At 71.8% G+C, this 19397-nt stretch carries 14 protein-coding genes; 3 read left to right on the top strand and 11 right to left on the bottom strand.

Translation table 11 applies throughout. The features are described 5' to 3' along the window. Positions 1-8: 8 nt before the first annotated feature. Together ACFY3L_RS19255 and ACFY3L_RS19250 are read right to left on the bottom strand one after the other, a co-directional pair. Positions 9-4010: a molybdopterin-dependent oxidoreductase gene (locus tag ACFY3L_RS19255; protein ID WP_389325284.1), complete on the bottom strand. Its 4002-nt coding sequence runs from the start codon at positions 4008-4010 to the stop codon at positions 9-11. Positions 4011-4097: 87 nt separating this feature from the next. After that, the gene (locus tag ACFY3L_RS19250) at positions 4098-5438 is read right to left on the bottom strand and encodes an MFS transporter (RefSeq protein ID WP_389325280.1); all 1341 of its coding nucleotides are present in this window, start codon (positions 5436-5438) and stop codon (positions 4098-4100) included. A 26-nt stretch (positions 5439-5464) separates the two neighbouring features. Here ACFY3L_RS19250 and ACFY3L_RS19245 point away from each other — a divergent pair, with 26 nt between their 5' ends. Then, a complete protein-coding gene (locus tag ACFY3L_RS19245) occupies positions 5465-6400 on the top strand; it encodes a winged helix-turn-helix transcriptional regulator (RefSeq protein ID WP_389325277.1) in 936 nt (311 codons plus the stop codon). A gap of 20 nt (positions 6401-6420) precedes the next feature. Here the strand turns inward: ACFY3L_RS19245 and ACFY3L_RS19240 are convergent, their stop codons facing one another. From ACFY3L_RS19240 to ACFY3L_RS19210, 7 genes are all read right to left on the bottom strand, one after another. After that, positions 6421-6879, bottom strand: a complete 459-nt coding sequence (locus ACFY3L_RS19240) for a pyridoxamine 5'-phosphate oxidase family protein (protein ID WP_389325274.1) — start codon at positions 6877-6879, stop codon at positions 6421-6423. A gap of 42 nt (positions 6880-6921) precedes the next feature. Beyond that, a complete protein-coding gene (locus ACFY3L_RS19235) occupies positions 6922-7338 on the bottom strand; it encodes a hypothetical protein (protein ID WP_389325271.1) in 417 nt (138 codons plus the stop codon). Between the two features lie 329 nt (positions 7339-7667). Further along, complete coding sequence (locus ACFY3L_RS19230) at positions 7668-8582, bottom strand: IS982 family transposase (RefSeq protein ID WP_389325269.1); 915 nt, start codon at positions 8580-8582, stop codon at positions 7668-7670. A gap of 649 nt (positions 8583-9231) precedes the next feature. Next, positions 9232-9792 (bottom strand): DUF4240 domain-containing protein, encoded by a 561-nt coding sequence (locus ACFY3L_RS19225; RefSeq protein WP_389325267.1) that lies wholly within the window; start codon positions 9790-9792, stop codon positions 9232-9234. Between the two features lie 39 nt (positions 9793-9831). Then, on the bottom strand, positions 9832-12216 hold the full coding sequence (locus tag ACFY3L_RS19220; RefSeq protein WP_389325264.1) for an FtsX-like permease family protein: 2385 nt from the start codon (positions 12214-12216) through the stop codon (positions 9832-9834). Then, the gene (locus tag ACFY3L_RS19215) at positions 12213-12881 is read right to left on the bottom strand and encodes an ABC transporter ATP-binding protein (RefSeq protein WP_389325261.1); all 669 of its coding nucleotides are present in this window, start codon (positions 12879-12881) and stop codon (positions 12213-12215) included. The genes ACFY3L_RS19220 and ACFY3L_RS19215 overlap by 4 nt, the downstream gene beginning before the upstream one ends. Further along, on the bottom strand, positions 12881-13405 hold the full coding sequence (locus tag ACFY3L_RS19210) for a PadR family transcriptional regulator (RefSeq protein ID WP_389325258.1): 525 nt from the start codon (positions 13403-13405) through the stop codon (positions 12881-12883). Before ACFY3L_RS19210 ends, ACFY3L_RS19215 begins: the two co-directional genes overlap by 1 nt. A gap of 275 nt (positions 13406-13680) precedes the next feature. On the opposite strand from ACFY3L_RS19210, the gene ACFY3L_RS19205 reads away from it, so the two are divergent. Beyond that, on the top strand, positions 13681-15528 hold the full coding sequence (locus ACFY3L_RS19205) for a glycoside hydrolase family 9 protein (RefSeq protein ID WP_389325255.1): 1848 nt from the start codon (positions 13681-13683) through the stop codon (positions 15526-15528). A 30-nt stretch (positions 15529-15558) separates the two neighbouring features. Here ACFY3L_RS19205 and ACFY3L_RS19200 read toward each other — a convergent pair whose 3' ends face one another. Further along, positions 15559-15714: a hypothetical protein gene (locus ACFY3L_RS19200; protein WP_389325252.1), complete on the bottom strand. Its 156-nt coding sequence runs from the start codon at positions 15712-15714 to the stop codon at positions 15559-15561. A 72-nt stretch (positions 15715-15786) separates the two neighbouring features. Beyond that, positions 15787-16719, bottom strand: coding sequence for a small ribosomal subunit Rsm22 family protein (locus ACFY3L_RS19195; RefSeq protein ID WP_389325249.1), 933 nt, complete (start codon positions 16717-16719; stop codon positions 15787-15789). Between the two features lie 124 nt (positions 16720-16843). On the opposite strand from ACFY3L_RS19195, the gene ACFY3L_RS19190 reads away from it, so the two are divergent. After that, positions 16844-18262 (top strand): WGR domain-containing protein, encoded by a 1419-nt coding sequence (locus tag ACFY3L_RS19190; RefSeq protein ID WP_389325246.1) that lies wholly within the window; start codon positions 16844-16846, stop codon positions 18260-18262. The last annotated feature ends 1135 nt before the right edge of the window (positions 18263-19397 follow it).

The following is a 19397-nucleotide window of genomic DNA, read 5'->3' as shown; positions in this document are numbered from 1 at the left end:
GGCACACCCTAGTAGACGTCGCGCACGTACCGTTTCTCGGCGCTGAGCTGCTTGACGTACGCCTCGGCGGCGTCGGGGGTGAGGTGGCCGTGGGCGACGGCGATCTCGCGCAGCGTCCGGTCGACGTCCTTGGCCATGCGGCTGGCGTCGCCGCAGACGTAGAAGGAGGCGCCGTCCTGGAGCCAGGACCACAGTTGGGCGCCGTGTTCGCGCATGCGGTCCTGCACGTACACCTTGTTGCGCTGGTCGCGGGAGAACGCGAGATCCAGACGGGTGAGGACGCCGGCGTCACGCAGGGCGAGCAGCTCGTCGGCGTAGTAGAAGTCCGTGCCGCGGCGCTGCTCGCCGAAGAACAGCCAGTTGGCGCCGCGGGCGCCGCGCGCCTGGCGTTCGTGGAGGAAGCCGAGGAACGGTGCGACGCCGGTGCCAGGGCCGACCATGATCATGGGAGTGGCGGGGTCGACGGGTGGGCGGAAGTGCGGGGAGCGCTGGACGAAGACCGGCACCTCACCGTCGGCGGGCAGGTCGGCGAGGAACGTCGACGCGACGCCCTTGCGGATCTGGCCGCGGCTGTTCGCGAAGCGGATCACCGAGACCGTGAGGCTGACCCGGGAGGGGTCGAGCAGCGGCGTCGAGGAGATCGAGTACTGCCGTGGCTGGAGCCGCTTCAGCACGCCCGCCCACTCCTGCGCGGTCGCGTCGACGGGCCACTCGGCGATGACGTCGATCGCCTGGCGCCCCCACGCCCACTTCGCCAGCTCGCCCTGGTTGTCGGGGCGCAGCAGGGTCTTCAGGTGCGGGTCGGTGCCGCGCTCGGCGACGAACCGCAGCAGGTCCGGGCTGATCTTCGCGATCTCCAGGCGGCGGTGCAGCGCCTCGGCGAGCGGCAGCGTGCCGTGCCGGTCGACCTCGACCGGCTCGTCGGCGCGCAGGCCCGTCACCTTCAGCCACTCGTCCACCAGGTCCGGGCAGTTGACGGGCCAGACGCCGAGGGAGTCGCCGGCCTCGTACGGCAGGACGCCGTCGGCGGCCTCGAACGTGAACTGCCGCACCTCCTTCGCCGAGCCGGGCAGGCTCAGCAGGCGGTTGCCGGTGAGCCGGGCCGTCACCGGCTGGTTGCGGGTCGGTGCCGGCAGCGCCGCCCCTCGGGCCGGCGTGGCCCGCAGCGCGGCGATGACCTGGTCGAGCCAGGCGCTGGCGGCCGGCTGGTAGTCCGGCTCGCAGTCGACGCGGGCGGTGAGCCTGGTCGCGCCGAGCTCGCTGAGCCGCGCGTCGAGGCGCCGGCCGTGGCCGCAGAAGTCGTCGTAGTTGGAGTCGCCGAACGCGAGCACGGCGTACCGGCGGTTGTCGAGCCGCGGCGTGTCCGGCCCGCCGAGCGACCGCCAGAACGCGGCGCCGTTGTCGGGCGCGTCCCCGTCGCCGAACGTGCTGGTGATGATGAGCAGATCCGCCGGCCCGGCCAGGGTGTCGACGCCGACGTCGGCCATGCTGCGCACGCTCGCCCGCCAGCCCGCGTCGGCGAGCCGCCGGCCGACGACGCCGGCGAAGTCCTCGGCATTGCCGGTCTGCGACGCCCACAGCACCTGGATCGCCGGCCCGGCCGCCTCCTCGACCGCCACCACGGCGGGTGCCGTCGCGGGCACCCGCGAGTACCGCCCGGCGAGCAGCCCGTTCACCCAAAGGGCGTGCTCGGGCGTGAGAGGCGCCGACACCGGTAGGACGGGGACGGCGGTGTGGTCCGGCGGAGCGGCGGTGAGTGCGTCGAGGAACCCGGCAACATACCGCTTCTCGTCTTCGGTGAGTTGTGGCGGTGCGACAGGCAGTCCGAGCAGTTCGCGCAGGCCCGGCTCATCAGCGGCCGCGGGCATCTCAACCACGCGGGTCAGGGAGACGGCGCAGACCTTCAGCTCCGGCTGGAACGAGATCGGGTCGACTGCGTCGTTCGTGACGGCGTTGACGCTGAGGTACTCGCCGAACAGGTCGTTCCAGTGGAACGGCGCGAAGCACCCGCCCGGCATCACCCGGTCCGTCACGACGGCGGGCAGCACCGCGCGGCCGCGGCGGGACGCGACCTCGACCCGGTCACCGTCGGCGACCCCGAGGCGCGCCGCGTCGGCCGGGTTCAGCTCCACGAACGGGCCGGGGTTGAGCTTGTTGAGCCTGCCGACCCGGCCGGTCTTCGTCAGCGTGTGCCACTGGTGCTGCACGCGGCCCGTGTTGAGCAGGAACGGGTAGTCGTCGTCGGGCAGCTCCGCCGCCGGCAGGTGCGGCCGCGCGAAGAACACCGCCCGGCGGCTCGGCGTCGCGAACGCCAGTCGCGGCCTCGACCCGTCGGGCCGCTCGTACAGGTGCTGGCTGACGCCGTCGTTGAGGTAGCGGATCGGGTTGCGGGCTCCCGCCCCGGGCGGCGCGGGCCACTGCACCGGGCCGTCGCGGAGCCGGTCGTAGCTGACGCCGCGCAGGTCGTAGCCGGTGGCCGGGTTCCAGAACGCCCGCAGCTCGGCGAAGATCTCCTCGGCGCTGCCGTAGTCGAACGCGGCGCCGTACCCCAGCTCCGTCGCGATGCGAGCGATCAGCTGCCAGTCGGGCAGGGCGTCGCCGGGCGGGGTCACGGCGCGGTGCACGAGCGTCAGGTTCCGCTCGGAATTGATCATGATGCCGTCGGTCTCGCCCCAGATCGTCGCGGGGAGGATCACGTCGGCGTACGCGTTGGTCTCGGTGTCGCCGTACACGTCCTGCGTGATGACCAGCTCGGCGGCCTCGAGCCCCTCGATGACGGTGCGGCGGTTGCCGACGGACGCGACGGGGTTGGTGCAGATGATCCAGCAGGCCTTGATCTCGCCGTCGGCCATCCGCCGGAACATGTCGACGGTGCCGGTGCCGACCTCGGCGCGGATGGTGCCGCGCGGCAGCCCCCACTGGTCCTCGGCGAACGCGCGGTCCTGCTCGGCGAGCACCGAGCGCTGCCCGGGCAGGCCGGGGCCCATGTAGCCCATCTCGCGGCCGCCCATGGCGTTGGGCTGACCGGTGAGCGACAGCGGCCCGCTGCCCGTGCGGCAGATCGCTCCGGTGGCGAGGTGGAGGTTGATCAGGGCATTCGTGTTCCAGGTGCCGTGCGTGGACTGGTTGAGTCCCATGGTCCAGCAGCTCACCCAATTCGCCGCGGTACCGATGAGCGCGGCGGCCTCTCGCAGGGACGCTTCCGCGATGCCGGTGATCTCGGACACCCGAGCCGGCGGGTAGTCCGCCAGGAACGCGGGCATCGCTTCCCAGCCCTCCGTGTGCGCCGCGACGAACTCCTCGTCGACGTGGCCGCCCTCGACGAGCAGGTGCAGCAGCCCGTTCAGCAGCGCGAGGTCGGTGCCGGGGTTGACCTGCAGGAACAGGTCGGCCTTTTCGGCGGTGGCGGTGCGGCGCGGGTCGACCACGATCAGCTTCGCGCCGGCCTTCACGCGGTCGAGCATCCGCAGGAACAGGATCGGATGGCAGTCGGCCATGTTCGCGCCGATGACGAGGAACACGTCGGCGTGGTCGAGGTCGTCGTACGAGCCGGGCGGCCCGTCCGAGCCCAGCGACAGCTTGTAGCCGCTGCCGGCGCTCGCCATGCACAGCCGGGAGTTCGACTCGATCTGGTTGGTGCCGATGAAGCCCTTCGCCAGCTTGTTCGCCAGGTACTGCGCCTCGAGGGTCAGCTGCCCCGACACGTACAGCGCGACCGCGTCCGGCCCGTGCTCGTCGATGATCGCCCGCAGCTTCCGCGCGGTCTCGGTGATCGTGGCGTCGAGGTCGGCGTCCTGCGGCGCGGCGCCGCGCTCCCGGCGGACCTTCGCCGTGCCGAGCCGCCCGGGTGCGGCGAGCATGTCGGCGCTCGTCGCCCCCTTGGTGCACAACCGCCCGCGATTGGCCGGGTGCTCCTTGTCGCCGGCCGCCTTCAGCACGCTCCGCCGGCCGTCCGGCCCCGTCTGGATGTCCAGCACCACCCCGCAGCCGACGCCACAGTACGAACACACCGTCCTGACCTGCGTGCCGAGTGCTCCCACAACCACATCCCTCCGCCCGGCCGACACCGTCGCGTCGACCGTGACGCTGCGGGCAGCCTAAGGAGAGCGCGTTACACGCACGTCACGCCGATCATCGCCACCCCGTTTCACACGCCCCACATCGACGCCGCCCGGGCTGTGAACGAGCTCGCCGCCGGCACGGGGCACCTGCTGGAAGTCGGTCAGGTCGCGCAGCCGCCGGACCGGCGACAGGACCAGCGCGAGCGGTGCGGCCAGGGTCGCCGCGGCGAACAGCCACAACGTCGTGCGCCCGCCCACCGCGCCGGCCAGGGCACCCGCGACGAGGCCGCCGACGGGGATCGCGCCCCAGGACACGAACCGGACGGTGGCCACGACCCGCGGCAGCAGCTCCGCCGGGCTGGCGATCTGGCGATAGGTCCGGGTCGTGACGCTCAGCACGACCACGCCGCCGGCGAAGAGCACGTTGCCCGCGGCGAACGCCACGAACGCCGGCCACCCGCTGCCGGCCGGCACGAGCGCCGCACCGGCGACCGCCCCGAACCCGGCCCAGATCAGCGCCCTGGCCGACCCGAGCCGGCCCGTGATCCGCGCCGTCAGCGCCGCGCCTACGAGGGATCCGACGCCCTCCGCGGCGAGCAGCAGGCCGACCAGCCCGGCGGGGGCATGCAGCTCGCGCACCAGGTACAGCGGGTACACGGCCAGCTGTGCCCCGCAGACGAAGTTGACGGCGGTCGCGGTCCACATGCCGGGGCCCATCACCGGATGGCGGACCACGAACCACCATCCTTCCCGGATCAGCCCCCAGGCCGGGCCCGCGTCACCACGGACCCTGCCGTCCCGAACCGGCAGGGTCCGCAGCAGCGCGGCGGAGACGATGAAGCTGGCGGCGTCCACCAGTACCGTGGCGACGGGACCGAGCAGCTGGACGCAGAGCCCACCGGCGGAGGGCCCACCCAGCTGCGTGGCGGCGTGCGTGGCCGACACGAGGCTGTTGCGGGCCTGCAGCCGCTCCCGCTCGACGATCTCCGGCAGGAAGGTCGCGTTGGCCACGTCGAAGATGACGTTGGCGAAGCTCACGACGAGCGCCACCGCGACCAGCTGCGGCACGCTCAGCCACCCCCACCACCAGGCGAGCGGCACCGACCCGACCGCGGCGGCCCGGGCGAGGTCCGCGCCGACCTGCACCCCGCGCAGCGGCAGCCGCTGCACGAACACCCCCGCCGGCAGCCCGATGACCAGCCACGCGACATAGCTGGCCGCCGCGATCAGCCCCATCTCGAACGGCCCCGCGCCGAGCACCGTCAGCGCCGTCAGCGGCAGCGCGACCGCCCCGACCGCCGACCCGACGCTGCTGGTGGTCCCGGCCGCCCACCAGGTCCAGAACAGCGTCTCCTTGCGTTGCGCAGTGAGTTCCATAATGGAACGCACTATAGTCGGTAGGCATGGACCGCGCTGCCCTCGCCGACGCCGACTGCGGCATAAGCCAGGCGCTCGGCGTGATGGGCGACGGCTGGACGTTCCTCATCGTGCGCGACATCGCCGGCGGCACGACCCGCTTCGACGCGCTGCAGCGCGCCCTCGGCGTGAGCCGCCGCGCCCTCACCGAGCGCCTCGCCAGGCTCGTCGAGCACGGCGTGCTGCACCGGCGGCAGTATTCGGCGCACCCGCCGCGCTACGACTACCTGCTCACCGCGAAGGGCGAAGGGCTGCTGCCCGTGCTGGTCGCCCTGCAGGACTGGGGCACCCGGCACGTCATGGGCTCGGGCGCCCTGACCGCGACCGCCGACGACGCCTCCGGTTCCGGTTCCGGTTCCGCCTCCGGTTCCGCCTCCGGTTCCGGTTCCGGCTCCGGCTCCGGTTCCGGCGAGTCCCGCAGGGTGCACGCCCTGATCGGCCGCCGCCTGCCCGCCGTCACGCTCACCGCACACGACGGCACCCCGGTCGACCTCGGCGCCCCGGTCTCATGGATGGTGCTGTACTGCTTCCCCGGCGCCTTCGCCCCGGGCACCCACGGCTACCCGCCCGGCTGGAGCGACATCCCCGGTGCTCCCGGCTGCACCCTGGAGTCGCTGACCTATGCCGACCGCCACCCGGCGTTCCTGGCGAAGGGTGTCGCGGTGCACGGCGTGAGCACCCAGCGCCCCGACCAGCTGGCCGCGTTCGCCGCCCACGCCCGCCTGCCGTTCCCGCTGCTGTCGGACCAGGACCTCACGCTGACCGCCGGCCTGCTCCTGCCGACCTTCCGCGCCGCGGGCGTCGACCGCCTCAAGCGGCTCACCCTGCTCGCCGACGCGGCGGGTGTGATCCGCGAGGTGCAGTTCCCCATCACCGACCCGGCCGCCTCGGTCGACGACATCCTCGCCCGCGTCCCGGCCTGACGCCTTGCGGCGTAACGCTTCTACAGTGTGATGACGGCCCGCCCGTCGGGCCGGCTGTCGGGGTCGAGCACCCAGTGCTCGCGGATCGTCGCCCGGTACATCCGGTAGACCCCGTCGCCGGTCACCTCTTCGATCCTGACCAGCCGCCCACCCTTCGGCAGCGCCGCGGCACCATACGCCGCCGCGACCTCCGCCACGGCCTCCCCCGTGACCTCCGCCGCCACCCCGCTCATGTACACGGCGAACGCCCCGCCCACCTCCACCCGCGAGTCGAACACCACCATGCTCACCTCGGGCCGCACCGCCAGGTTCCGCGAGTGCAGCGTCTCCGGCGACGATATCCAGACGAGCTCCCGATACCCGCTCATCGTGTAGAAAACGGGCGACACCCAGGGCTTCCCATCCGCGTCCGCGGTGCCCAGCACCACGTACCGCCCCTCGTCCAGCACACCCCGCGCAGCATCCTCGAACCCCGCCATGCCAGCAGCGTATGCGAACTCCGGACGCCCCGCAGAAGGTCGTCAGCGCGTCAGGACGAACGTGACCTCGCCCGGCTCGACCGGATCGCGGACCCACACCTCGACCTCCACCGGACCTTCGGGAACCGGAATCCAGTGGTCAACAGCGCTGACCGCCATACCGGCGTCAAGCCCGGCCGGCCCGACCTCGAGCCGGCCCGTGCGCACCAGGCTCCACCCGTCGAGCCCGGGCCGCCCGTCGTACACGCGGACGGTCACCGGCCCGCGCTCGTCAGCCCAGGTCTCCACCAGGATCACGCCCGGCCCGGACACCGCCGCACCCGGTCCGTCCCCCCACTCCGGCACGCTGCCGTCTCCACCGGTCACGGACAGCCTGATCTGGTTGCACTCGGGCTCGATGCCCACCTCGAGCAGCAGCTCACCTTCCGCCATCGGCTGATGATGCACGACCACGCCCACACGAGGAACAACGCCGCCACCCACGGCCCACAACCCCATCTGCGCAACACGTCGTCGACACCCGGATGCCGGCCGCCATCAGCGAAGGAACAAGGCCGCCAGCTCCCAGCGCTCCCGGCAGTCAGGGGAGGAGCAACGCCAACCGCGACCCGCAGCCGCATGTGCGCGGCGCCGACTGGACCGGAGCGCCCGCCGCGATCGAAGAAGGAACAAGGCCGCCAGCGAGGGTAGGTCCAGCCGCTTCTGCACATCGTCGTCTCCCCCGGCCCCACCAGCCTCCCGCGTTCCCAGCGCCCCGCTCCCCGCTCCTAGACGATCTATTCCAAGGGTTAGTGGCCGTAGGCGGTCAGGGATCGCATGATCGGCTGGCTGGTGTGCCAGTTGTGCCAGATGGCGGCGGTCATGGCCAGGACCCGTTGCAGGATTCGGACGGCGACCCCGGCGGCCGTCCGGCCGCCGTGGCGTTCGAGGTCGAGTTGGCCTTTGAGGGTTTGGTTGACGGACTCGATGTTCTGCCGGACCGCGCGTAGGAGGGTCCGGCCGGGGCGTGGTGGTTCGGTGCGGTATGCGGGCCGGACGACGTTGGTGTTGTTGTCGTTGAGCCATGTTTCGGTGGTGCGGTCCCGGTAGCCCTTGTCCACGATCAGGATCAGTCCGTCGGGGTGGTGGAACATGTTCGGCTGCAACGAGACCAGGTCGATGAGGACGTCACGTTCGTCGGTCTTGGGGTTGGTGAGGGCGAACGCGACGGGCAGGCCGTGGATGGTGGTGACGAGGTGCAGGCGCAGTCCCCAGAACAGGCGGGAGTGCGAGGCGCAGTAGCCGTAGCCGGCCCAGCCGGCGAGGTCGGAACGTCTGACGGTCTCGCGGGAGGTGCCGCACCGCACGGGGGTGGAGTCGGCGATACGGATCGGGTGCTGCCACAGGTCGGTGTCGGCGGCGAGGACGGCGATGCAGTGCGCGAGCTGGGTGACCAGGGCTCGGAGGCGTTTGTTGTATCCGGGTTGTTTGGGCAGGTATGGGAAGAGATGCCCGACGGCTTTACGGGCGGCCCGGAGCCAGCGGTTCTCTTTGTGGTGGCCGAGGAGGACCTGCAGGACGGCGACGGTGATCAGTTCGGCGTCGGTGATCTGCGGGGTGATGCCGGTCTTCGGCCGGTACGGGTTGAGCTGGGGTGACGCCTTCAATTCGTCGTCGATCTTCACGTAGAGTGCGGTGGCGAGGGTGTCCAGATCGACGTACACGTGGCCTCCAGGTCATCGTTGCTTCGCAGCGTCGATGTTGGAGGCCCTCGCACCTTTTCGCTGTCCCGTACCCCTTGGAATAGATCGTCTAGCGCCCCAGCTCCCAGCGTTCCCCGCAGTCAGGAGAAGAACAACGCCGCCAAGCAAGGCACACGCAGCCGCAACTGCACATCGCCGACGACACCCCGAGCACCAGCCTCGATCAGGGCACGAACGAGCCAGCCAGCACGGCAGATGCAGCCGCATGTGCGCATCGCCGGTGGCCCCGGCCCGCCCAGCTCCCCGTTCCCAGCGACCCGCTTCCAGCGCTCCCGGCGGCCGAGGGAAGAACAACGCCACCAACCAAGGAACACCCGACCGCATCTGCGCAGCACATCGTCCATGCCTGAGCGCCCGCCCGCCGCGAACAAGGCAGAAACGGGACAGCCAGCAGGCGCAGGCGCAGGCGCAACCGCACATGCGCAGCGCCAACAGCACCCGACCCAGCAGCTCCGCTCTCAGCGCCCATTCCCAGCGCCCCGCTCCCAGCATTCCCTGCGGCGGCCCATCCCCAGTGGTCGCCGCAGTCAGTAGAAGAGCAGCGCCGCCAACAGGGCACACGCAACCGCGTCGGCGCCGCACGTCGTCCGCGCCCGAGCATCCTCCGCTATCAGGAAAGGAACAGGGCGGCCAGCCGGGGCAGGTGCAGCCGCATCTGTGCGTCGTCGTCGACGTCCCACCGCTCGCCGCGGGCCGGTGACGGGCGGGCCGCGGCCGGGGTGGCTAAGGCCTCGTCGTAGCCGGACGGTGAGCCGGTGCTGCGGGTGTACGCCGTGCGGGCCACATACAGCATCGCCTCGCAGCCGAGCCAGCCCTCGCCGGTGGTGCCCATGCGCTGGACCACTGGCAGGTCGGCGAGGGTGTCGGGGTCGGCGACGGCGCGGTCGAACGCGGACCGGCCCTGCAGCATCAGGCCGGCGCGGAAGTCCATGAAGCCGTCGTCGCCGCAGCCGCCCTCGATGAGGTAGGCCGCAGCCCACAGCGGGGCGAGATACGCCGAGTCGAACACGGCCGAGAAGCGCCGACCGAACGCGACGATCGAGGCGGGTGGCAGGGCCGCGACCAAGTCCAGCACCGCCCCTGGCACCGGATCGCCCGGCGGGTCGCGGTCGTCCGTCCGACAGGACGACCGCGCCGACTCGATGAGGCCCCACCACTCCCGCAGCTCCATGACCGACACGGTAGCCCCGGGGTACGACAGAAAAACCCGCTACTCGAAGCGCAGCCCGTCGGGCCGCATGAGACGCCACAGCGCGGGCAAGGACGCCGTGGTGACGAGGAGGACCACTCCGCCGGCGATGCCGCACACGATCGCGATGCCGGTCACGTCGGCGTGGAAGGGCACGTCGACGGTGGCCAGGAGCATGGCGCCGAGGCCGAGGCCGAGGCCGGTCGCCAGCAGCAGGCCCAGCACGACCGGGACCAGGGTCTGCCAGAGGACCGACCAGCCGAGCGTGGATCGGCGGGCGCCGAAGGCCACCAGCGCGGCCAGGGTGCGCCGCCGCTCGCGCAGCTGCTCGATCGTGCCGACGAGCAGGCTCAGCCCGACGAGCAGCAGGGTGACGGCCGCGCCGGCGAAGAGGCCGCGGCGGATGCTCGTGAACGTGCTGTCGCGCACCTTCGAGCGCAGGATCGACACGTCCATGGTCGGGCTGATGGCCATCGCCGCGTTGCGCAGCCGCTCCTCGGCGGCCTGGCCGGCGGCCTGGTCCAGGTGGACGTAGGACTCGAAGGTGGGCTCCGCGCGGGCGGCCGGCGCGGCCGCGGGCGTGACGAGGATGCCCTCGACGTCCTGGCCCCACGGGTCCTTGCGGGTCTTCGCCCGGTGCGCCGCCGCCGGCACGGTCCACTGTGGACCTTGCGGCGTGGCGGACGGTTCGCCCATGCGCACGGTCCGCCCGATGAGGTCGGGACGGTCCAGCACGAACACGTCGCCGTCGGTGCAGCGGTCCAGCACGGCTATCTCCCGCAGCACGTCGCAGTCGCCGACACGGACCTGGACGAAGTCGTCGTCACCGATGGTCGCGATGTCCCTCCGGTACGTGCGGACCGACGTCACTCCCGAGGCCCGCAGCTTCGCGTCGACGCCGGCGACGTCCTCGACCGTCGCGAGCGGGGACACGGTGAGCACCGTGACCGCCTGCGCCCGGGTCGGGTCCTGCCCGGTGTTGATCGTGAATTCGGCCTCGGCGGCGGCGAACAGCATCTGCAGCGCGATCGTCCCGGCCGCCGCGACCGCGATGGCGCCGACGGCCCGCACGGAGCTGCCGCCGGACAGTTGCAGGCGGCGCACCGCCATCTGCCACGACACGCCACCACCGGCGCCGAGGCGGCCGACCAGCCGGTCGAACACCCACGGCAGCAGCAGCGCCACCCCGAGCAGCAGCAACGACACCCCGCCGACGGCCTGCCACGGGTTGAACTCGCCGTGCCTGCCGGTCAGCGGCGCGAGCAGGCCGGCACCGGCGAGCGGGACGAGCACCCGCCACCACAGGCGCCGGTGGGTGCGGGAGGTGGCGCGGCGCACGACGCCGAGCGGCTCGACGACCACCCGGCGCATCGCCACCAGGGTCATCGCCAGCGCGGCGGCCGGCACGGCCACGACGAGCAGCGCGAGCAGCGGCAGCGGCGGGCGCACGTCGGAGCTGTACACGCTGAGGCTTGCCACCTCGAACGCCTCGACGAACTGCCGGCCGACGAGGAAGAAGACGCCGCCGGCGAGCAGGCCGAGGGTGGCGCTGATCACCGCCTCCCCGCCGGCGATGCGGCGGATCATGGCACCGTCGGCGCCCACGAGCCGGACGGCGGCGAGCCTCCGGTCGCGCTGCTCGCCACCGAACCGGGTGGCGGCGGCGACGAACATCGCCACCGGCATGAGCAGCACCACGAAGATGACGACGACCAGCATGAGCAGGAACGGGTCGAGCGGCTCGTGGACGCTGCGGCTGCCGTACGAGTCGATGCGCTGGACCTGCGGCTGGCCGAACGCCAGGTCGCCGCGCACGGCGTAGAACACCAACTCGTTGGGGCCGGAGAGGCCGGCCTTGCCGATCGTGCCCGCCACGGTGCCGGGCATCCGGTCGCGCAGCAGTGCGCCGTCGGAGGAGGCCAGGAGGTCCCGCAGCGCCGGCGACACGAGCATCGTGCCGGGCGCCGGCATCGCGTGCACGCCGGGCGGCAGCACCGGGTGGGCGCCGTCGGCGCGCACGAGCCGGCCGCGGACGTTCTTGCCGTGGAAGGAGGTGGAGAGGTTCAACGTCAGCACGGTCGTGTCCCCGGCCGGCAGTTCTTCGCCACCGTACCGGTCGTCGTCGCGGGCGGCGGTGCGGTCGCTGCGCGCGTCGAGCATCGTCGGGATGGACACCGACAGCAGCAGCACCGCGACACCGAGGCCGACGCCGACGGCGGTGAGCGCGGTGCGCAGCAGGCCCTCCCGGCCGCCGCTGAGCGCGAGCCGGATCCCGAGGCCGATCTCCGTCGCCCAGCGCCGCAGCCGGCCGGCCCGCACGGGACCGCCCTCCGGCGCGTGCCGCCCCGCCCCGCCGAGCGCCACCCCCGTCGCACCGGAGGACGCCCCGCCATGCACAGCGGTCATGCCTGCCTCGCCAGGTCGAGGGCCTTGCCGTCGCGGACCACGATCTCGCGGTCGGCGTAGGCGGCGACCCGGGCCTCGTGCGTCACGAGCACCACGGCGGCGCCGGTGTCGCGGGCGGCCTCGGTGAACAGGCGCATGACCCGCTCGCCGTTGAGCGAGTCCAGGGCACCGGTCGGCTCGTCGGCGAAGACGACCCGCGCGCCGGTGACGAGGGCCCGGGCCACGGCGACGCGCTGTCCCTGGCCGCCGGACACCTCGCCGGGCCGCTTGCCGGCCACGTCGGTGATCTCCAGGCGCTCCAGCCACTCGGCGGCGCGTCGCTGGGCGTCCTTGCGCCGGTGCCCGGACAGGCGCAGCGGCAGCGCCACGTTCTCCAGGCAGGTGAGCTCCGGGACCAGCTGGCCGAACTGGAACACGAAGCCGAACTCGCCGCGCCGTAGCGCGCTGCGCTGCGCGTCGGACATCGCGGACAGCTCGCGGTCGCGGTAGAGGACCTGCCCGCCGTCCGGGCGGACGATCCCGGCGAGGCAGTGCAGCAGGGTCGACTTGCCGGAGCCGGACGGCCCCATCACGGCGACGACCTCGCCGGCCGCGATCGACATGGAGGCGCCCGACAAGGCTTGTGTGGATCCGAACGACTTCGTCAAGGACACAGCGGAGAGCATCAGGCACGCACCTTCCGGGCCAGGTCGTCGAGGCGGGCGGCGGTGAGCTCCAGCCAGCGCAGGTCGGCCTCGAGGTGGAACAGGGCGTGGTCGCAGATCAGCTGGTCGGCGAGGTCGCCGCCGGTCTTGCGGCGGGTCAGCTCGCGCATGAGGCGCAGGTGCTCGGTCCGCTGCGTGTCCAGCAGTTCGGCGGCGGGGCGGCCGGTCAGCAGCGCGAGGATGACCTTCGTGTAGAGGGTGTTCTGCAGGTACGGCTCGGGCTTCTCCGGGGAGGCGAGCCACTGCTCGACGTCCGCGACGCCGGCCGGGGTGATCGCGTAGCGCTTGCGGTCGGGGCCCTCGCCGGGCTCGACGCTGTCGACGGTGACCAGGCCGTGCTTCAGCAGCCGGGACAGGGTCGAGTAGACCTGCCCGTAGGCGAGGGGCCGGTCGCTGCCGAACCGCTCGTCGTAGGCCCGCTTCAGGTCGTAACCGTGGCGGGGCTGGGACTCGAGCAGCCCCAGAAACGCTTGACCGATGGACATGCCGGTGACTGTACACCATGTGTATACCTACGTTGTATACACCAGTTGTAGAGTCATTGAGCTGGGCGGATGCACAGAAGGTCTCATGCGTTTGGAGGAGCTGATGTGCCAACCGCCGCAGTGCCGAGTGGCCTGGGTCACATGGTGGATGTTTTGCCCTATTCGACCGGCATTTCGCTCGGTAGGTTCGCCCGGACACGCCGCCGATCACCCCATTTCTCCCCCTGGAGGAGCGGGTGGCGGGTGTGGTGCAACCCGACCGAGAAGGAGAGCCGGTGCGCCTGCCGAACCTGTCCAACAAGGCCAAACTCGCCGCCATCGCGGCGATCGTGGCGGTCCCCGCCGTCGCCCTGCCGATCGCGTTCGCCTCCAAGGACGGCCGCCTGCCGGGCGTCGGATCCCGCGGGGGCGACGCAGCCTACGCGTTCCCCGCGACGCCGGACCACATCCCGGACACACCGGTGCGGGTCAACCAGGTCGGTTACCTGCCCGACGGCCCGAAGCACGCCACCGTCATCAGCGACGCGACCGACCCGCTGCCGTGGCAGCTCAAGGACAAGGCCGGCGCCGTCGTCGCCTCCGGCGAGACCACCCCGCACGGCATGGACCCCAGCTCCGGCCAGAACACCCACACCGTCGACTTCAGCTCCTACAAGGGCAGCGGCAGCACGTACACCCTCGAGGTCGACGGCAAGGCGAGCCTGCCCTTCGACCTGGACCCGAAGGCCTACCGCCAGCTCGCGATCGACGCCATGTCGTTCTACTACCCGCAGCGCAGCGGCATCGCCATCGACGACAAGATCGCGCCCGGCTACGGCCGCGCCGCGGGGCACGTCGCGGAGTCGCCGAACGGCGGCGACACCAAGGTGCCGTGCGCGCCCGGCTCCTGCGACTACACCCTCGACGTGACCGGCGGCTGGTACGACGCCGGCGACCACGGCAAGTACGTCGTCAACGGCGGCATCTCGGTCGCGCAGCTGATGAGCTCCTACGAGCGCTCCCCGAAGGCGGCTCAGGCGCGCACCCTGCGCCAGCCGGAGTCCGGCGGCAAGACCCCAGACGTGCTCAACGAGGCCCGCTGGGAGCTCGACTTCCTGATGAAGATGCAGGTCCCGGCCGGGCAGAAGCTCGCCGGCATGGCGCACCACAAGGTCCAGGACGTCGCCTGGACCGGGCTGCCGACCGACCCGGCCGCCGACACGCAGCCGCGGGTGCTCAAGCCGCCGTCGACCGCCGCGACCCTGAACCTGGCCGCCGCGGCCGCTCAGGGCGCCCGGGTGTTCAAGGCGTACGACCCGGCCTACGCCGAGAAGCTGCTGGCCTCGGCCCGCGCCGCGTTCGCGGCGGCGGAGGCGAACCCGAAGGTCTACGCGCCGGACTCCGACTCCGTCGGCGGTGGCGCGTACGGTGACGGAGACGTCGACGACGAGTTCTACTGGGCGGCGGCGGAGCTCTACATCACCACCGGCGACAAGAAGTTCGCCGACTTCGTGACCGCGTCGCCGGTGCACAAGAACGACGTCTTCGCCAACGCGTTCGACTGGCGCGCCGTCGGCGCCCTCGGCCGGCTCGACCTGGCCACGGTCGACAACAAGCTGCCCGACCGGGAGCGTGTGAAGGCCAGCGTCGTCGCCGGTGCCGACAAGCACCTCGCCACGCTCACCTCGCAGGCGTACGGCCAGGCCTACGCGCCCAACGGCGGCTACGACTGGGCGTCCAACAGCCAGATGCTCAACAACCTGGCGGTCGTCGGCACCGCGTACGACCTGACCGGAGAGGCGAAGTACCGCGACGGCGTCCTGTCCGGCATGGACTACATCTTCGGCCGCAACGCGCTCAACCAGTCCTACGTGACCGGCTACGGCGAGAAGGCGTCGAAGAACCAGCACAGCCGCTGGTACGCCAACCAGCTCGACCCGAAGCTGCCCAACCCGCCGCGCGGCACGCTCGCCGGTGGACCGAACTCCTCGCTGCAGGACGAGGTCGCCTCGGCGGCGCTGAAGGACTGCAAGCCGCAGCTGTGCTACATCGACGACATCAAGTCGTGGTCGACGAACGAGCTGACCATCAACTGGAACTCGTCGCTGTCCTGGGTCGCCTCCTTCGCTGCGGACCAGACCTGACGCTGACCGCCTGACGACGGGCCCGGCCGATCACCACGATCGGCCGGGCCCGTTCGCCGTCCTCCGCCGTGCCGGCAGCTGGGTCCAGCGGTCCAGCGCCGCCTGCAGCTTGGCGAGCATCCTGATACCGGTGGCGTTACCGAGCAGACCGAGCACGGGCAGCACGAGCGCGCCCGCGACCGTCACGGCGATCACATGCTGCGGCCGCCACCGTGCGCATCCGGTTATGAGGACATTTCGGGGCGGCTACCTCGCTGGTCAGCCTTCCGGTGCGGGCCATTCGTCGCCCCACTCGACGTCCCGGGCCTGCTTGTACCGCTGACCCTCGCGCTTCGAGACGAGCGTCGGGCCGACGGTGGTGTCCGGGTTGCAGACCTGCAGCGTGACCAGCCCCTTGCGGAACGTGGGGTGCCGCACCACCCGCCCCGGTGGCTGGCGGGCGCCTTTCGTGACGGCCACGTAGGAGAACTTCTCGTCTTCGTAGCCCAGCTCGGCGGCCTTGAGGCGGCGGTGCAGGGCGGAGCGGTTGATCCGGGCCGTGAAGTGGCACCAGTCCTTGCCCGTCATCCCGCACGCCTGCTGGTGCGGGCAGGGGGCGGCGACGGTCCAGCCTCCGGCGATGAGGCGGTCCCTTGCCTCGAGGATCCGCCGGTACCCGAGGGGGGTGCCCGGCTCGACGATGACCACGGCCTGGTTCGCCGCGGCGCCGGCCGCCTCGACGAGTTGGACCTGGGCGTCCTCGGTGAGCTCGCCCAGCACGTACGACACCAGCACCATGTCCACAGTGGACAAGGGCTCCCCGAGGTGCCACTCCTGCCAGCCGGCCTGCGGGAGCATGCGCTGGCCGAGCTTCAGCGCCTCCGGCACCTGGTCGAGGACGGTCATCTCCTGGATCTCCGGATACTGCTCGAGCGCCGCCCAGGTCGCGGCGCCCGAGCCACCGCCGACGTCGAGGATGCTGCGCGGGCTGACGCTCTGCCCGAGCTGTTCCAGCACGGCCCCTACGGCGGCGTGGGTGGCCGGCATTCTGTAGGCGGCGTACGCGGTGGCGTCGACCATGTTGCGGATCAGCGGCTCGTCGGCGGGGCGGCCGCTGCGGTAGTCGGCGATGAGCCGCTGCACCGACTCGGCGAGCCGCTTCGGCGGGACGGGCTCCAGCAGCCGGTCCAGGGCTTCTCTGAGGTCCGTCACTCCTGCGCCGCCTTCCTTGCGGTCGTCGCGACCAGGCCGGTCGCGCACGCCTGCGATTTTTGTCGGTGGTCGCCGCTACGCTGTCGGCGCCCCTCGTTGGTTCGTATTCGAAAGGCCGTGACCGATGCCCCAGACGACCTATCTCGAGCTGTCCGAGGACAGCGGCAGCGCCCACAAGTTCTACGAAGTGACCGTCGACGGCGCTGAGATGTCGATCCGTTACGGCCGCATCGGCGACCCCGGCACCCTGAAGACCACGACCTACCCCGACCACGCCAAGGCTACCGCCGAGGCCGCGAAGAAGATCGGCGAGAAGACCCGCAAGGGCTACGCCCCGGCCGTCGCCGGCCAGCGCGCCAAGCGCTCCGTCTCCCGCCGCGTGATCGTCAGCGCCCGCTCCACCGCGAAGACCGCCCCGCTCCTGTGGCGCTACAAGTCGGGCTCCTCCGCCTTCGGCATCTTCGTCGACGACCGCGTCTGCATGGTCGGCAACGAGGCGGGCGTCGTCACCACCCTCACCCACGACGCCCAGGTCGAGCGCCAGTTCAAGCTCCCCGACGGCGTGAAGTGCATCGTCGCCGACGACGACTGGCTCTATGCCGGCTGCGACGACGGCAACGTCTACGACCTCTCCGGCAAGATCCCGCGCCTGGCCTACTCCATCGCCCCCGACATCGACATCTACTGGCTCGACATCCACGACGGCGTCCTCGGCGTCGCCGACGCCAAGGGCGGCATCTGCAGCATCGACCACGAGGACGACTTCCTCTGGCGCCGCCAGGGCAACGGCACCAGCGGCTGGATGGTCCGCTGCGACGACAACGCCGTGCACCACGGCCACAGCAAGGGCGTCACCAGCTACGACTGGCGCACCGGAAAGGAGCTGTGGAACCAGCCCACCCGCGGCGCCGTCCTCTTCGGCTGGCAGGAGCGCGACACCCTCTACGCCGGCATGTCCTCCAACTCGGTCCTGTCCTTCACCAAGAGCGGCGAGACCGCCGTCACCTACCGCTGCGACAACACCATCTACTCCTGCGCCGCCGCCCCCGACGGCCGCTACGTCTTCGCCGGCGACTCCAGCTCCTCGGTGTATTGCTTCGCCGCCGACGGCACCCGCCTGTGGAAGCTCGGCACCGGCTGCGGCAGCGCCTACTCGATGCAGTACCACGACGAGCGGCTCTACATCGTCACCACCGACGGCTCCCTGGCCTGCATCGACGCCAGCGAGCAGGCCGTCCGCGCCGCCGAGCAGGGCGTAGTCCCCGAGTACGTCGACGTCAAGGCCCCCCGCATGGAGGCCGTCGCCCCTTCCACCACCGTCGAGGTCGCCACCGACCCCAGCGACGGCATCATCGTCGAGTGCTTCGAGGAGGGCGGCCGCCTCCGCATCCGCGTCGTCTCCCCCGGCTACCACCACGACTGGCAGGTCCAGTTCCCCAAGGGCATCCGCGAGCCCCACGCCCGCTACGTCGTCCCCGAGATCCGCGAGGCCTCCCGCGGCGGCTTCTACCGCGCCCACGGCGAAATCCGCCGCCTCGTCTGACCCACCCCGCCGCGCCGCGCGCCGGTCCGAGCCTTGCTCGGCCGGCGCCGCGCCGGCTCTGACCACGCGCCCCACCCCGACCACGCACTCACCCGACGCCCACACACGCCCCCGACCCAGTCACACAACCCGGCCCGGCCCACTTCGAACACAGCCCGGGCGCCGCGCACAGCCCGGGCGCCGCGCACAGCCCGGGCGCCGCGCCGGTTCTGACCATGCACCCGCTCCGCCCACGCACTCGCCCGACGCTCACACACGGACCTCGCCCCAGTCGCACACCGCCCGGCACCGCGCACAGCCCGGGCGCTGTGCCGTCTTCGACCACGCACTCGCCCGACCCAGTCGCACACGACCCGGCACCGCACAGCCCGGCATGTGCCCGGTCTGGCGAGGCGCCCGGTTCAGTCGCGCCGATCTGGTCACACCGACCTGGATTGCGCTCGACCATGCGTGCCCGGAGCCACGGCGTGGTGGGCCGTGGCCGGCTAACCCTGGCAACGCCGAAACGAACCGGCCGCTATGCCCCCAAGACGGACGTGCCCCACCCCGCATGCAGGCGCCGCGGGTCCCCCACGATGCAGCGAGCCCTTCACCGCTGCCGCCGCCGCCAGTTCGGGCAGCGCCCCCTCCGCATCAGCCGGACCGAGTCACCCCATCTGCGCACGTGACCTCCCACGGCCCGTCTGACGCTTCTCAAGGGGGACGTCGCCCTAGCGCCTTGATCCACGGACAGTGCTGGTCGCCCGCACGGCCGGATTCGTCCTTCGATCACGGCGACGGGCGAGGCGGCTCGTCCAGGACGCGAAAAGACCCGCCTCGCCGCCTTGCGACCACATCCACCCCTTGATTCGGAGACGACGAAAACAGCAGCCCCTCCACGCCGGCGACGCCACCCCAGCACCTTGATCCACGGACGGCGCTGGTCGCCCGCACAGCCGGACTCATCCTTCGATCACGGCGACCGGGGAAGCGGCACGTCCAGGACCCGGAAACACCCGACTCGCCGCCCCCGCGACCACATCCATCCTTCGATCGGAGGCGACGAAAACAGCAGCCCCTCCACACCGGCGACGCCACCCCAGCACCTTGATCCACGGACAGCGCTGGTCGCCCGCACAGCCGGATTCGTCCTTCG

The organism is Dactylosporangium sp. NPDC000521 (genome assembly GCF_042898305.1).
Lineage (GTDB): Bacteria > Actinomycetota > Actinomycetes > Mycobacteriales > Micromonosporaceae > Dactylosporangium.
The sequence above is the reverse complement of the archived record's forward strand: the minus strand, read 5'-3'. Positions and strand labels throughout refer to the sequence as shown.

What these genes read in the sequence shown, in the direction of transcription:
- ACFY3L_RS19250 (WP_389325280.1), bottom strand. Translation starts at nt 5,438, where the DNA reads ATGGAACTCACTGCGCAACGCAAGGAGACGCTGTTCTGGACCTGGTGG.
- ACFY3L_RS19245 (WP_389325277.1), top strand. Translation starts at nt 5,465, where the DNA reads ATGGACCGCGCTGCCCTCGCCGACGCCGACTGCGGCATAAGCCAGGCG.
- ACFY3L_RS19240 (WP_389325274.1), bottom strand. Translation starts at nt 6,879, where the DNA reads ATGGCGGGGTTCGAGGATGCTGCGCGGGGTGTGCTGGACGAGGGGCGG.
- ACFY3L_RS19225 (WP_389325267.1), bottom strand. Translation starts at nt 9,792, where the DNA reads ATGGAGCTGCGGGAGTGGTGGGGCCTCATCGAGTCGGCGCGGTCGTCC.
- ACFY3L_RS19220 (WP_389325264.1), bottom strand. Translation starts at nt 12,216, where the DNA reads ATGACCGCTGTGCATGGCGGGGCGTCCTCCGGTGCGACGGGGGTGGCG.
- ACFY3L_RS19215 (WP_389325261.1), bottom strand. Translation starts at nt 12,881, where the DNA reads ATGCTCTCCGCTGTGTCCTTGACGAAGTCGTTCGGATCCACACAAGCC.
- ACFY3L_RS19210 (WP_389325258.1), bottom strand. Translation starts at nt 13,405, where the DNA reads ATGTCCATCGGTCAAGCGTTTCTGGGGCTGCTCGAGTCCCAGCCCCGC.
- ACFY3L_RS19190 (WP_389325246.1), top strand. Translation starts at nt 16,844, where the DNA reads ATGCCCCAGACGACCTATCTCGAGCTGTCCGAGGACAGCGGCAGCGCC.